Here is a 14556-nt window from a genome sequence, read left to right on the forward strand (position 1 = left end):
AATTTTAATTTAAAGAGAATTTGAATTTGACTTGATTTTTTGGGAATAGGTAAGTAATCTAATTAGATTGAGGTATATTGGAGGTGCCCTATGGATACCCATGACAATCAAGAGCAGAAGCTGATCATAGCCCTTGAAAATATAAAGCGTCTGACTGCTCGCCCCTACTCGATTGATGTAGTATCGTATAGAGAGTTTGTTATGATGTACGTCATTCACACTGTTATGAAGCAAAAGAAAGCGGCTGAAGGTGACAAACAGCACCGGGGAGTTATGATTTCTAAATTAAGTGACCTGCTCCAGATAAGTAGACCTACTGCCACGCAAATGGCAAATACGTTGGAGGAAAAAGGTTACGTAGTGCGTACAACATCCGATACAGATCGGCGGGTCGTATATATCTGTCTGAGTGAGCTTGGAGAGCAGATTTATAGCAGGCAGATGGCATCCTATTCCGGCATTTTGAGTGAAATCACACAAAAGGTCGGTAAGGAAGAGATCGACCAGCTGATCTTTTTGTGCGATCGTTTTCAAGAAGCGGTGCATGAGGTCAGAAGCCGTCATTTTTTTCCACAGTCGGATGAGGAGCCATTAGTTATAGATTCAGTATAGAAAGACCAACATCAAAAGATATTCCTGCAGACCTGCGGGAACATCTTTTTTTGCATCTTAGAGCAAGGAGTGATTATCATCAGAATATTAGCAATTAGTGACATTCACGGAAGTTATGTAGAATTCAATGCCCTATTATCAAAAGTGAATTATCGCCCGGCGGAGGATAAGCTTATTTTAATGGGAGATTATGTGGATAGAGGTCTGGACAGTAAAGGAATTGTGGAGCAAGTGATGACTCTGCAGCAAGAATGTGGAGCGATAGTTCTCAAAGGAAATCACGATAAAATGGCTTGCGATGCGCTCACCAGCGATGATGATAAATTGGATACCCATTGGCTAACTAACGGCGGATTTCATACACTGATGAGTTATTGCGAGGCGGGCTACGAAGGATTGCAGAAGGATTTTGGCTGGAAGGATTATATGCAGCTAAAAGAAAAAATTAGGCGGGACTATAGACATCATATAGACTTTCTGAGCACATTGCCGCTTTATCATGAGACGGAAGAACATATTTTTGTTCATGCAGGCATTAATCCATTAATAGAGGATTGGAAGCAGCAAGACCCTTATGATTTTATCTGGATTAGAGAACCCTTTTATAAGAATCCGGTAGTTAGCACTAACAAAACGGTTGTTTTCGGTCATACTTCGACGATGGATCTGCATGATTCAGAAGAAATCTGGTTTAGTCCACTGGGAGATAAAATTGGCATAGATGGCGGCTGTGCATATGGCCAACGACTAAATTGCTTGGAGATTTCCGCAGGGAAATACATAACGCATTTTGTTCGGAATGGTGAGACGCTTTGAGCGTTCTCCCATTTTTTTTAGAATAGTAATGAATTAAACGTTAACTATGTATAAAATAAAGATAGGAGGGGTGCAAATAGGTGAATGCGAACAACAAATATCATATCCTCATGCAAGGGGCCATCAGCAAGAATGTGAGCGAAACCTGTAAGGAGTTTGGCATTTCCCGGACGATCTATTATAAGTGGTCTAAAGCTTATCAACAACATGGAATGGATGGACTTGGGGAGAAGAAAAGAAAGCCGGTAATGCCTAATAAAGTAGATAAGAGAACGGAAAGATTGATCTTGGAGTACGTCGCCAGATTTCCTGAGGATGGGCCTAAACGCATCTTTTATGAACTGCAAGATGAAGGTATGCAAATAGGGGAATCCGGTATTTATAATGTACTACGTCGAAACGGACTAAATAAACGAATAGAACGTGAAGCTTACGCCAATCAAATCAAAGCAAAGAAGAGGAATGGCGCACAATCCACTCACACTAAAGGATTTAAAGAGAAACGGAAAATACTAGATTATAAGATGAAGAATCCGATAAATGCTCATCCCGGGTATATGTGTCAGCAGAGTATTAGCTATTTGGGAGTTTTCCCGAGGGTCGGAAAGGTATATCAATATGTAATTTATGATGCCTACTCCAGACTAGGTCTAGTTAAGCTATACAATCGGAAATCTACCATTCATTTTATAGATTTTATGCATCTGAAAGTTCTCCCATTGATGAAGACATTAGATTTTCATATCGATAATCTGGTTACGAACAAAAGCCGTGAATTCATTACGAACTGGGACAGAGGAAAACATAAATATAGTGAATTTTTACATAAGAACAATATTAATCAAGTCGCTATAACGGTAGACCAAACAGAGATATTTCAGCCCTTGCAGCAATTTGCGGCGGTGTTGACCAAAGAATTCTACCAGCAGGCTTGGGTAGATGATACGATAGATTCCTTTGAAATTTTAGAAAAGCGCTTACATGAATACTTGAGAACCTACAACTTCAACAGGCAAATTACAGACGGACCTAATCAAGGTAAAATACCATCGGATGTCGCACTTGCCTATACGGGACAACGAGAAACTTTGCCATTATGGTTATTTACAAGGAGATAACGGATGATGACAAACACAAAGAATAAAGACCGAATTGGAATCATCGGTGCAGGGATTTCTGGGGTTACGGCTGCTTATGAATTAGCGAAAAAAGGATATACCAACATTACCCTCATGGAGAAGTCGGATAGAGTAGGAGGAAAGTGTCATTCTATTGAGTACAAAGGAAAAAGTTATGAAATGGGGACGCTAATCGGCCTGCCTACCTATAAACATACGATGGATTTTATGAGAGATTTTGATCTTATGGATAGGGGACCATTGTTAGAACGTGGATTTTTTGATAATAATGGGAGAAAAACTTCACAAATTCCCATGGAGCAGATAGAGGCGTTTACACAAGAATTCAAACGATTACCGGATATTCTAAAACGCTATGAGTCTCTCCAAGAACCGGGTTTTCTCCACTTACCGCCAGATTTATGTCAGCCATTTTCGCAGTGGTGTGTAGAGAATAAGCTGTCTGTCCTTGAGCAGGTCTACATGCATTATTTTAATACTTTTGGATTCGGTGGTATCCATAATGTGCCCGCTGCATATGTGCTGAAATTTCTAAGCTATGATAATCTGTTGTCGTTTATTGAAATTACTCATATGATAACCTGGCCTAAGGGTGTTACTGAGCTGATTAGACGAATGGCCGACCAAGTAAACGATCTACGCCTGACTTGTGAAGTGCTTTTTATGGAGCAAGAACAAGATGGGCAGGTTCGAGTAGAGACGAGTCAGGACATCTTTTATTTTGACAAGGTCATTTATACAGCAGCTTTAGAGCAAATGGGCGATACAGTTAGCCTGTCAAGTGAGGACAAAACTTTATTAGCGAATATAACCTATGAATGGTTTAGGGTATATGCGTATAGAGTGAAGGGGTTGCCGGAGCTTTCTGGCTATATCCCCCGGAATATGTACCCTGAACGTAAAGGGCATATGATGGCATGGTACTATCGGTGGGCAGATATGGGAACTACGGATCTAGTTACGGTTTATGTAGCTGAGAATGAAGCTATGACTGATCTGGAAATGCGAGAGACGGTAGAAAATAAACTTCGCGAGCTGGGCGGAGAGAGCATTCGACTATATATGATGAAGCGTTGGAGGCATTTCCCACATGTGGATTCTAATGCGCTACATGAGGGATTTTATGAACGGGTTGATCAGATGCAGGGGAAAAACAATATCTATTTAGCTGGAGAAATCATGAACTTCCCTACACTTGAGAATTGTATTATATACGCGAAACACTTGGTTGAACGATTCTTTTGAATAACATTAATGAGGAACCTTGTCCACAAAGAAATTTGTCGACAAGGTTTTTTTACATTCAAGTTAGGTTTGCAGTATATAGTTCTATAGACATGTATTCTAATAGATTTCTCAGAAGAAAGGTAGAAAGTTTGGCGAATTCTAGTGCTAGGGTTGTGTAAACTCAACTTGAAATGAAACTAAAAAAACACTGATAAATCAACGTTTTAAGCGATTTGATCGTTTAAAGAGGGATGGGCTATATTGGACCTGAGACACAGATTACATACACCAACCTACAAGGAGGAGTAAAACATGTTTTTATTCGAATCGATTCCCTGGTACTCAGCGCTAATGTGGTTAGTAGTACTAGCAGGATTAATGTTTGTAAATGAAATCGCACGGAAGAGCAAGTGGTTCTCAATCATTCTGTTTATAGTTGTCCCTATTGTTCTTACCATAGCGGTTTGGCCAAATACGGCAGGAGAAGGCTCCAGTACTGGAACATGGTTTCACTGGGTAAAAGTATATTCTGCTTTGGCAGGATGTATAGGGTTTATGGCTATCCGTTATGTTAAAGGATGGGACAAAAATAAATATATATTAATGTTCCCGGCTATTATCCTTGCAGTTAACATTCTTGAAGCAGTTATTCGTGATTTCCAAGTGTACAGCTTGCAAGGTATGGTGGATGGCGTAATGATGGTAGGTGGTCCTTGGAACATTATGAACGGGATCGCAGGTATTCTGAACATTATTACGATTTCTGGTTGGATGGGTATTGTGATCAGTAAAGATAAGAGTAAAGATATGTTGTGGCCTGACCAGCTTTGGTTCTGGATCATTGCTTATGACATTTGGAACTTTGCCTATGTATATAATGCAGTTTCTGACCATTCCTTCTATGCAGGTGCAGCATTGTTGATCTCTTGTACCATCCCGGCGTTCTTCTTTAAAAAAGGGGCATGGCTGCAGCATCGTGCACAGACTTTGGCGATTTGGATGATGTTTACGATGTCGTTCCCGGCGTTTGTTGGCGAGTCAAAGTTCTCTGTACAATCCTCTCATAGTGAAACCGCTCTGTGGATAGTAAGTGCATTATCTTTAGCTGCTAATATTGCAGTGTTTGGTTATCATTTCTATAAAATCATCAAGCATAAACGCAATCCGCTTAAAGATGAAGTTTATACGGATTTAGCTGCTTATAAAGCTATTGCAGAGGGTGCGAATTAATAGAGACATTATAGTAATAGTGATAGAAGTTCCTCCTGCTTAAAGGGGGAACCTCTTTTTGTGAATAATTAAAGTTCTAATTATCAGGGCCCCATATCCGCCCGTTGCTGCGCACGAAATGTTTTCCTTTTTATACAAAGCAAAAGACAAGTCAGTAATAAGACACATAATAAAGTTGCCGTATACGTGAAATTACTGTTCCAAAACACTATCTGAATATTCATTAATGAGTGAACGCCGATCACGAAAAATAAATTTCGGGTTAAGATATAGAGTAGAGCGAATATAATTCCTAGAATTAGAAGCATGATAAAATCATAAACAAACTCCATTCCAACTAATCCTGAGTAAATCCGGTTTGGGATATGTATGGCGGCAAAGATCGATTGTGAAATCAGCATTGCAGAGATCATCCGTGTAGTTTTGTTGTTGATTTTTTTTAAGTATAGATAGATTTGAACGAGCAGGAAGCCGCGAAATAAGATTTCTTCCAATAAAGCATTTCCCAAGACTTGACCTAGAATTTCACCGAAAACTAAATTTGAATGGCTGAAGATAGCATTGTTAAGTGTTAGCTCTGAGTGATTCAGGTGTACCATACACAAATCTACTATATTTATAGCGAGCCAAAACAGAAAGGTACCCAGCAGTCCGGCTCTTAATTTTTCTATTTTTAACCCAAAATCCCGGGGCGAAACTTTAGCTATCAGAATCAAAAAAATAATTACTTCTAAGAGAAGCCCAACTAGATTGGCGGCTAACGTTTCATTGATCCAGTGGTTTGTGTTTTTGGCAATAAAACTTAAATATCCATGCTCAAAAAGGATGAGATTAACCGCAAGAGTAAAGATAATATGAATAAAAATGAGGCTCGCTATAAAAAGGTAGTGTGTAGGCTTTGCTTCAAAAATCGATGATGGATTGAACTCCTTGGAGTGAAGCATCGACGGCAGTCCTCCTGATACAAAATATTCCAAATTAACCTTAGATTTCACTATATCCTTTTTGAGTCCAAGTTTACTGTTACAAAAATCATGTGTTATTCTTCACATTCGCCCATCCCCAGATTGACAGAAGCAAGGGCACTGGCTATACTTGAAATGTTAAAATGCAAATCGGACAAATCGTTGATGAAAATGAAGTACACCGGAGGATGGCTTGATCAGAGAAAAGGTTCCTTTACGAAACGTTTCGTAATGGCTGTGAGAACCTTGAAGACAGGCCGGTGGAAAGCTAATTTCGGAGTGTGAGATCAATGCTCACCGGGGGCGCCCGTTATCAGCCGCGACAAGGCGATCGTCTGCAATTGTCCCATTAGTGGGGTCAAGGCGATAACCAGGGTGGTACCGCGATATTAATCGTCCCTGAATTATTCAGGGGCGTTTTTTTGTTTTTATTTTTTAGGTATTTTGTAATTTCCGGTGTAAATGCCGAAGTAAAAAGATGAGACGGGAGCTGTAAATGATGAAAGCAAGTGAAATTCGTTCCAAATGGCTTAAGTTTTTTGAAAGTAAAGGTCACAAGATTGAACCAAGTGCGTCCCTCGTTCCTCACAACGATCCTTCGCTTCTGTGGATCAATGCGGGTATGGCACCTTTGAAAGTGTACTTCGATGGCCGGGAGGTTCCAGAAAATCCGCGCCTGACTAACTCACAAAAATGTATTCGTACCAATGATATCGAGAATGTGGGTAAGACACGCCGTCACCATACATTTTTCGAGATGCTGGGTAACTTCTCCATCGGCGATTATTTCAAAGAAGAAGCTATCACATGGGCTTGGGAGTTCCTAACCGGCAAAGAGTGGATCGGCTTTGACCCGGAACGTATTTCCGTAACGGTGTACGCAGAGGATGAAGAGGCATTTAAGCTGTGGAATGAAAAGGTTGGCCTGCCTGCTGAACGCATCATTAAGCTGGGCGACGATAATTTCTGGGATATTGGCGAAGGCCCATGCGGTCCTTGCTCGGAAATCTTTTATGACCGTGGTGAAGCTTACGGCAGTGATATGAGCGATCCGGAAATGTATCCAGGTGGAGAAAATGAACGCTGGTTAGAAGTATGGAACCTGGTGTTCTCACAATTCAACCATAACAAGGATGGCAGCTATACGCCGCTTCCGAATAAAAACATTGATACAGGGGCTGGCTTGGAGCGTTTTGCATCCATTCTACAGGATGTAGATTCCAACTTCGACACTGATTTGTTCCAACCTATTATTCAAAAGACAGCACAGCTCGCGGGTGTAACTTATAAAGATAACGTTGAGCAGGATATCGCGCTTAAAGTAATCGCTGACCATGTGCGTACCGTTACTTTTGCGGTAGGGGATGGAGTACTTCCTTCTAATGAAGGACGCGGTTATATTATCCGCCGTTTGCTTCGCCGTGCTGTTCGGTACGGAAAGACCTTGGGTCTGGATCGTCCATTCCTGTATGAGCTGACTGAAACCGTTGGCGAAATTATGGGTGTCTACTATCCATCCGTTGTGGACAACCGCGAATATATCGCAAAGATTATTCGTACTGAAGAAGAACGTTTCCACGAAACATTGTCTGACGGATTGGCTATTTTGGGTGAGATCAGTGCTAAAGCAAAAGCAGAGGGTCTCAGCAATATTGCTGGAGCCGATGCATTTAAGTTATATGATACTTATGGGTTCCCATTTGACCTGACCGAAGATTTCGCAGCGGAGCAAGGTTTAACTGTAGACCGAGAAGGTTTTGATGCGGCTATGCAGGAGCAACGTGACCGCGCGAGAGCTGCACGTCATGATGGCGGCAGCATGAAGATCCAGGGAGGCGCACTAGCAGACCTGACGGTTAAAAGTGAATTTGTTGGATATAATGACTCGGTAACAGAGTCGAAAATCCTGGCTATTGTTGTGGGTGATGAATTGGTAGATGTCGCCGGTGAAGGCGCAGAATGCCAAGTTATTCTTGATACAACACCGTTCTATGCTGAGAGCGGCGGACAAGTAAGTGACACGGGTGTGCTTACTGGGGGTTCAGTTACAGCTAAGGTAAAAGGACTCTTTAAAGCTCCACACGGCCAACACGTACATTTGGTAACTGTGGAAGCGGGAGAATTGAAAGTGGGCGAATCCGTTCGCGCGGAAGTGGATCGTGCGGAGCGTGAAGATATCGTGAAGAACCACACAGCTACCCATTTATTGCACAAAGCGCTTAAAGAAGTTCTTGGCGGGCATGTTAATCAAGCGGGATCTTTAGTGGAAGGTGCTCGTTTGCGGTTTGACTTCTCCCATTTTGGAGCGATTACTCCAGAAGAATTGAGCGATATCGAACATCGCGTAAATGCACAAATCTGGCGCGGTCTAGATGTAGTGATTGAGAACAAGCCGATTGATGAAGCTAAAGCAATGGGAGCAATGGCACTCTTTGGTGAAAAATACGGTAATATCGTCCGTGTCGTTCAAGTGGGTGATTACAGCCTTGAGCTTTGCGGTGGTTGTCATGTATCCAACACGTCGCAAATCGGAATTTTCAAGCTGCTTAGCGAAAGTGGCATTGGTTCCGGAGTGCGCCGCATCGAAGCGGTTACCGGACGTTACGCTTACCAGTTCACTGAAAGTCAGCTAGATTTGCTCAAACAATCAGCAGGCCTTCTTAAGTCTTCTCTGAATGACGTTCCGAAACGGATCGAAGCGCTGCATAACCAGGTGCGTGAGCTTTCGCGTGAGAATGAGTCCTTGCAATCCAAGCTGAGTGCTACTTTTGCTGCTGAACTTACAAGCAGTGTGAAGACAGTTGGCGCAGGTACGCAGCTCCTGGCTGTTGCTGTTCAAGCAGGCAATATGGATGCTTTGCGTTCCACAGCGGATGAATTGAAATCCAAGCTTCCGGATGCAGTGCTTGTATTAGGTGCAGCGATGGATGATAAGGTAAACTTTGTAGTATCTGTACCGCAAGACCTGGTGAAGAAAGGTTTCCACGCTGGTAAACTCGTTAAAGAAATTGCAGCGGTTTGCGGCGGTGGTGGCGGTGGGCGTCCAGATATGGCGCAAGCCGGCGGTAAAGATGCTTCTAAGCTAAACGAAGCATTGGCAAAGGCTGAAGAATTGGTAGCTTCCTTAGCCTAAGTTAAAATTACGAAACCATTTCTCTAACTAAACGTATTACGAGAAAACATAGCGGTACTGAGAGTTTGATATCAGTACCGCTACTCTTTATTAGCAGGATGTTAGATATTCATGAATAATTGTGCTTGACAATAGCTTAAAAGCCAAAAATATCATAATTTTTGTAGAGAAAATGCCAAAAAAAGCGTTAATAACGGGCAGGATTTCCTCGTTGGGGCATGAATATGTTATGATAAAGGAAGCAAGCGAGCTGCACAGTAGCAACTTTGCGAAGCCGTCCCAAAAGGCGATTTTGCAGAAGGAAGGTGTCACAAATGGACTCCATGGACAAAACGGTCAAATTCAATGTGAAGGGCGACGAAAAGGAAGCTTCTCCCCAGGAAATATTGCTAGCAGTATACGATGCACTGGTGGAGAAAGAGTATCATCCGATCAATCAGATCGTAGGGTATCTTCTTTCCGGAGATCCGGCTTACATTCCGCGCCATAACAATGCGAGAAGTTTGGTCCGGAGAAAAGAACGTGATGAGCTGATTGAAGAGCTGGTTAGATTCTATCTCGTCAATCACAGGGTGGACAATCCGAAATGAAGAAGAAGTTAGGTTTAGATTACGGCGACCGTAGAATCGGTGTAGCCACAAGTGATGTTTTTGGCTGGACGGCACAAGCTCTTGAAACGATTGAGCGCCGAGGTACGGGTAATGAGTTCGAACGCATTCGTGAACTTGTTGCAGAGCACGAAATTGGAGAGATTGTAGTTGGTCTACCGAAGAATATGAACGGCTCAGTAGGACCCCGGGGCGAAATCTGTATAGAGTTCGCTGATAAGCTACGGGAAGAGTTAGAAATGCCCGTACACCTTTGGGATGAGCGTCTGACGACGGTATCCGCAGAGCGGGTGCTGATTGAAGGGGACGTCAGCCGGAAGAAACGCAAGGGGATTGTGGATAAAATGGCTGCAGCCCTGATTTTGCAAAATTTTTTGGATGCTAACAGTAAAAGGTGAGGGGTGCGAGGATATGACAAACGAACAGATTGGCCAAGAGGAAGAACCGGAAATTATCTATATTCCCGATGAGGAAGGTAATGAAGAGGAATTCGAGGTCATTATGAAGTTTGAGGTTGATGGCTCGGACGCTAAGTATATGATGGTGGTTCCGCTAGACTCCGAGGACGAGGAAACCGATGAGGTATACGCGTTCCGTTATGTGGAAGAAGGCGACGATCTTCAATTGTTCATGATCGATAATGACGAGGAGTGGGCGATTGTCGAAGAGACTTTCAACACACTGGTCGACGAGTTGGACGGAGGATCGGAGAATGACTGAGATATCCGCTGATCAAGCGGTATGGACTTCACGGCTTAAAGAAGCCTACGGAGAAACTGTAGAACTGGAAGATGAGCAAGGCAAATCTTCCATTTACGATATTATCGCCGAATTTGAAGTCGGTGATCGCGGATATGCAGTGCTGAAAGGCTCTGGCAAAGACGTGGAGTATGAAATCCTGCGTATCGTTGTCTCTTCTGACGGACTTCCGGAATTAGAGAGCATTATGGACGATGAAGAGTGGGAAGACATCTCTGAGCTATACGATGAGATGACTTTTCCAGCAGATGGCGCTGAATAAAACTTAAACATGTACGTTACATTTATGATGGGCACGGAAGAGGGCGGAGAATTCCGCGCTCTTTTTGCTTGAAATGCGAGCAATATCCTATATACATCAATCTAAGGAAATATATATTGAATTTTAGGCAATACACTTTTATACTTTATAGTCGGAAAGTGAGGAACCAGACTTGAAATCCGCAATCAGTACTGTGTTAATCATTATTCTTTTGCTGGTAGCAGCAGGAGGTGGGGGCGCATGGTACATTTGGAACGGGATGCAGCCGGTAGAGCCTGCAGGTCCTGCTGTAACATTTACGATAGAGAAGGGCATGGGAAGTGCGGAGATTGCTGATCTGCTTGAGCAAAATGGCATTATCCGTAAGAGTCTTTTTTTTAAGGGATATTTGAAATGGACTAAAGAAGGCTCTAGCTTCAAAGCAGGTACTTATATCGCTAAGCCCGGTGACAGCTATGATGAACTCATTGCAAGATTAAATGCAGGTGATGTAGTTAAGGAAGAAACTGTGGTCTTTACTATCCCCGAAGGATATACTGCTGAGCAGATCGCTAAGAAGCTCGCTGAAGCCTGGAATCAGGATGCGGCTACTTTTCTTGAAATTATGGATACTGGTGCAGGTTTGAAGGGGATTGATATTCTGGGTATCCCGCAGGATAAGAATCTACGCCACCGTCTTGAAGGATATTTATTCCCCGAAACCTATGAACTGGCCAAAGATAGCACGCCCCAGGAAGTTGTAGAAGCGCTTTTGGATCAGTTCCAGAAGAAGCTAGATACGATTCCTAACTGGCAGCAAAAGCTAGAAACGCGTGGATTGTCTCTGCATGAACTGTTGACCGTAGCTTCGCTGGTTGAGCGGGAAGTTGTGGTGGATAGTGAACGTCCGCTTGTGGCTGGTGTTATTTATAACCGCCTAAAGAAAGAGCAGAAGCTGGAGATCGACGCTACCGTTCAATATTTACTCAATAAGCAGAAGGAAAGACTTTTGTATAAAGATTTGGAAGTTGATAGTCCATATAATACGTATAAGAATATTGGACTTCCTCCGGGACCTATTAGTAATCCGGGGCTGGAGTCCATTCAAGCGGCACTCGAACCAGAAGCTTCTGAATATTACTTCTATGTGACCAAAAAAGATGGTACACAGGGCCATTTATTTGCTAAGACCTACAAGGAACATTTAGCCAATATCGAAAAAAGTAAGCAAGAATCGAAATAAACTATTAAAATGAAGAGTGGTGCGGTTGAAATAACCGTACAAGTAGGAGGTACAACATGACTAACAAACCGGAATTGCTGGTAACGGCAGCGTCCTTGGAGGAAGCTGCTGCTCTGCTGGATGCCGGAGCAGATGCGTTGCTCATTGGGGATGACCGTTTTGGGATGCGGCTTGCTGGACATTTCTCTCTGGAGGATACAGCGACTGTCGTAGAAATGGCACATTCGCGAGGCTGCAAAGTGTATGCAAGCTTGGGTGGGCTGATGTCCAACCGTCTGCTGGATGAGCTTCCTGCCTATGTGAAGGCTTTAGGTGAGCTTGGCATTGATGGTGTTGAATTCGGGGATCCAGCAGTGTTAACCACTGTGAAGAAAGAAGCGCCAGCAATGAAGCTGCACTGGAATGCGGAAATGACTTCCACCAACTATGCGACCGCGAATTATTGGGGACGCAAGGGGGCTTCTCGCGTTGTGCTGGCCCGTGAGCTGAATATGGATGAAATGACGGAAATGGTTCCGCTTTTGGAGATTGAGGCACAGGTGCAGGTTCATGGAATGACCAATATATACCATTCCAAGCGGAAGCTTGTTGAAAGCTATATGTCACATCAAGGCCGTCCTAGTGATGGAGGAAGTCTCGGGAAGGAACGCGGACTATTTCTGATTGAGGAAGAACGAGATGACCAGAAATTCCCGATTTATGAAGACGAGAACGGCACTCATATTATGAGCTCGGATGATATTTGTATTTTGGAGGATCTGCATATTCTGATGGCTGCAGGTATACACAGCCTTAAGATTGAGGGACTCTTGAAATCGATAGCGTATAATGTAACGGTTGTGAAGACTTATCGTAAAGCTATAGATCTTTATGCGGCTGATCCGGAAGGTTATGCCTTCAATGAGGAATGGATGGATGTAATCAGAACGGTGCAGGACCCTGAACGGGAGTTAAGCTTCGGATTTTTCTATAAAGAGCAAGTATATTAAGTTTGACAAAAATAAAGAGGTTATAGGTCCCCACGAAGATTAGGTACAGCATTTATAGCATGTGACTTAGCTTTGTGGGCGATGGAGGGGAGAACAGGAATGGGAACCATGACAAAGCCGCAATATAAGGGCAAACGTTACCGTCTGGACAAACCGGAGCTCCTCGCTCCGGCTGGTAATTTGGAAAAATTGAAGTTCGCAGTACACTATGGTGCGGATGCTGTTTATATCGGAGGACAACAATACGGCTTGCGTTCCGGCGCAGATAATTTCAGCTTTGAGGAAATGCGCGAAGGTGTTGAATTTGCCAAGAAATATGGCGCTAAGGTATTTGTTGCAACAAACATTTATGCTCACAATGAAGATGTCGCGGGAATTGAAGAATACCTGCGTAACTTATATGAAGCTGGCATTGCTGCTATTATCGTAGCTGATCCAATCATTGTAGATACAGCACGCCGGTTAGTGCCTGGTCTTGAAGTGCATTTGAGTACACAGCAGTCTACGTTGAACTGGCAAGCGGTGTCCTTCTGGAAGGAAGAGGGGCTTCCGCGTGTTGTTTTGGGCCGTGAGACAAGCCTGGAAGAGATCGCTGAGATTAAAAAACATGTCGACATTGAAATCGAAAGCTTCATCCATGGTGCAATGTGTTCCTCGTATTCGGGTCGTTGTGTTTTGTCCAACCATTTCACCGACCGTGATTCCAATCGCGGGGGCTGTTGCCAGTCTTGCCGCTGGAAATATGATTTGTTTGAGGATGCACGTCCGGAAGGGACTTGGGTGTCTGAGGAAGAGCAGGCTGAAGCGAAATCTCCAGCTCCTTTGCTTCCAGGGGTAACTCAGATTCCACTGCATCAGCAAGGAGATAATCCCTTCTCCATGGGCTCTAAGGATTTGTGTATGCTGGAAAGTATACCTGAACTGATTGAAGTGGGCATCGACAGCTTCAAGATCGAAGGACGAATGAAGTCAATCCACTATGTGGCTACTGTCGTTAATGCATATCGTAAAGCCATTGATGCTTATATGGCAGATCCGGAAGGGTATGAATTGAAGCAGGAATGGCTGGATGAGCTTAATAAAGCCGCTAACCGTCCGCTAAACACAGGATTCTTCTATGATACTCCGGATCATGAAGATCATATCTATGAGCCTGAAGAAAAAGCAGCTCCGTATGATTTTGCCGGACTTGTAATTGAATATGATGCTGAAAGTGGTACGGCACTAGTTCAACAGCGCAATCACTTTAAGCCAGGTCAGGAAGTAGAATTCTTTGGACCTAACGATACGTTCTTCAAGCAAACGGTTGGCGAAATATGGGATGAGAAAGGCAATTCGCTTGATGCTGCCCGTCATCCACTGCAACCTATTCGTATGAAGGTAGATCAACCGGTTGCATACTTTGATATGATGCGTAAGAAAAAGTTTTAATAAAAAACAGGGAAGCCTTTGGTCATCCAAGAGCCTCCCTGTTTTTCTTTTTGACAAAGCAAACAATAAGTTATATATATTAGGGATTAACAAATATCTCCAAGAGAGGAGGTGCAGCAAGCTATTTATTATGTTTAAACATACATAGGTTAAAAGTTGTAAA

15 protein-coding genes are annotated in these 14556 nt (G+C 43.2%); 14 read left to right on the forward strand and 1 reads right to left on the reverse strand.

Features of this window, described 5'->3' with window-relative positions; translation table 11 throughout:
- Nucleotides 1-90: 90 nt before the first annotated feature.
- The 5 genes from MHH50_RS08055 to MHH50_RS08075 all read left to right on the forward strand — a co-directional run bounded on the left by MHH50_RS08055 (nt 91) and on the right by MHH50_RS08075 (nt 5024).
- Nucleotides 91-612, forward strand: coding sequence for a MarR family transcriptional regulator (locus tag MHH50_RS08055; protein WP_076134039.1), 522 nt, complete (start codon nt 91-93; stop codon nt 610-612).
- Nucleotides 613-681: 69 nt separating this feature from the next.
- Nucleotides 682-1428: a metallophosphoesterase family protein gene (locus MHH50_RS08060; protein ID WP_305953684.1), complete on the forward strand. Its 747-nt coding sequence runs from the start codon at nt 682-684 to the stop codon at nt 1426-1428.
- A gap of 80 nt (nt 1429-1508) precedes the next feature.
- Nucleotides 1509-2546 carry a helix-turn-helix domain-containing protein gene (locus tag MHH50_RS08065; RefSeq protein ID WP_076126290.1) on the forward strand — a complete coding sequence of 346 codons (1038 nt, stop codon included), beginning with the start codon at nt 1509-1511 and terminating at the stop codon, nt 2544-2546.
- Between the two features lie 3 nt (nt 2547-2549).
- A complete protein-coding gene (locus tag MHH50_RS08070; RefSeq protein WP_076184718.1) occupies nt 2550-3812 on the forward strand; it encodes an FAD-dependent oxidoreductase in 1263 nt (420 codons plus the stop codon).
- A 294-nt stretch (nt 3813-4106) separates the two neighbouring features.
- A complete protein-coding gene (locus MHH50_RS08075) occupies nt 4107-5024 on the forward strand; it encodes a DUF5692 family protein (protein WP_076126294.1) in 918 nt (305 codons plus the stop codon).
- An 83-nt stretch (nt 5025-5107) separates the two neighbouring features.
- On the opposite strand, the gene MHH50_RS08080 is transcribed toward MHH50_RS08075, so the two are convergent.
- Nucleotides 5108-5968, reverse strand: coding sequence for a type II CAAX endopeptidase family protein (locus MHH50_RS08080; RefSeq protein ID WP_076218149.1), 861 nt, complete (start codon nt 5966-5968; stop codon nt 5108-5110).
- 183 nt (nt 5969-6151) lie between these two features.
- Here MHH50_RS08080 and MHH50_RS08085 point away from each other — a divergent pair, with 183 nt between their 5' ends.
- From MHH50_RS08085 to MHH50_RS08125, 9 genes are all read left to right on the forward strand, one after another.
- On the forward strand, nt 6152-6274 hold the full coding sequence (locus MHH50_RS08085) for a hypothetical protein (RefSeq protein WP_340034176.1): 123 nt from the start codon (nt 6152-6154) through the stop codon (nt 6272-6274).
- Nucleotides 6275-6488: 214 nt separating this feature from the next.
- Entirely contained in the window at nt 6489-9122 is a 2634-nt protein-coding gene (alaS, locus tag MHH50_RS08090; RefSeq protein WP_076126297.1) for an alanine--tRNA ligase, read from the forward strand.
- Between the two features lie 314 nt (nt 9123-9436).
- On the forward strand, nt 9437-9712 hold the full coding sequence (locus MHH50_RS08095) for an IreB family regulatory phosphoprotein (protein WP_036675601.1): 276 nt from the start codon (nt 9437-9439) through the stop codon (nt 9710-9712).
- Nucleotides 9709-10128: a Holliday junction resolvase RuvX gene (ruvX, locus tag MHH50_RS08100; protein ID WP_036675598.1), complete on the forward strand. Its 420-nt coding sequence runs from the start codon at nt 9709-9711 to the stop codon at nt 10126-10128. Before MHH50_RS08095 ends, ruvX begins: the two co-directional genes overlap by 4 nt.
- Nucleotides 10129-10141: 13 nt before the next feature.
- The gene (locus tag MHH50_RS08105) at nt 10142-10450 is read left to right on the forward strand and encodes a DUF1292 domain-containing protein (RefSeq protein WP_038569507.1); all 309 of its coding nucleotides are present in this window, start codon (nt 10142-10144) and stop codon (nt 10448-10450) included.
- Nucleotides 10443-10751 carry a DUF1292 domain-containing protein gene (locus tag MHH50_RS08110; protein ID WP_076104918.1) on the forward strand — a complete coding sequence of 103 codons (309 nt, stop codon included), beginning with the start codon at nt 10443-10445 and terminating at the stop codon, nt 10749-10751. Before MHH50_RS08105 ends, MHH50_RS08110 begins: the two co-directional genes overlap by 8 nt.
- Before the next feature lie 172 nt (nt 10752-10923).
- The gene (gene mltG, locus MHH50_RS08115) at nt 10924-11973 is read left to right on the forward strand and encodes an endolytic transglycosylase MltG (RefSeq protein WP_340034177.1); all 1050 of its coding nucleotides are present in this window, start codon (nt 10924-10926) and stop codon (nt 11971-11973) included.
- A 56-nt stretch (nt 11974-12029) separates the two neighbouring features.
- The gene (locus MHH50_RS08120; RefSeq protein WP_076126299.1) at nt 12030-12962 is read left to right on the forward strand and encodes a peptidase U32 family protein; all 933 of its coding nucleotides are present in this window, start codon (nt 12030-12032) and stop codon (nt 12960-12962) included.
- A gap of 99 nt (nt 12963-13061) precedes the next feature.
- Entirely contained in the window at nt 13062-14393 is a 1332-nt protein-coding gene (locus tag MHH50_RS08125; protein WP_036675585.1) for a U32 family peptidase, read from the forward strand.
- The last annotated feature ends 163 nt before the right edge of the window (nt 14394-14556 follow it).

The sequence above is a fragment of the Paenibacillus sp. FSL H3-0302 genome (genome assembly GCF_037982245.1).
Taxonomy (GTDB): Bacteria; Bacillota; Bacilli; order Paenibacillales; family Paenibacillaceae; genus Paenibacillus_AQ; species Paenibacillus_AQ odorifer.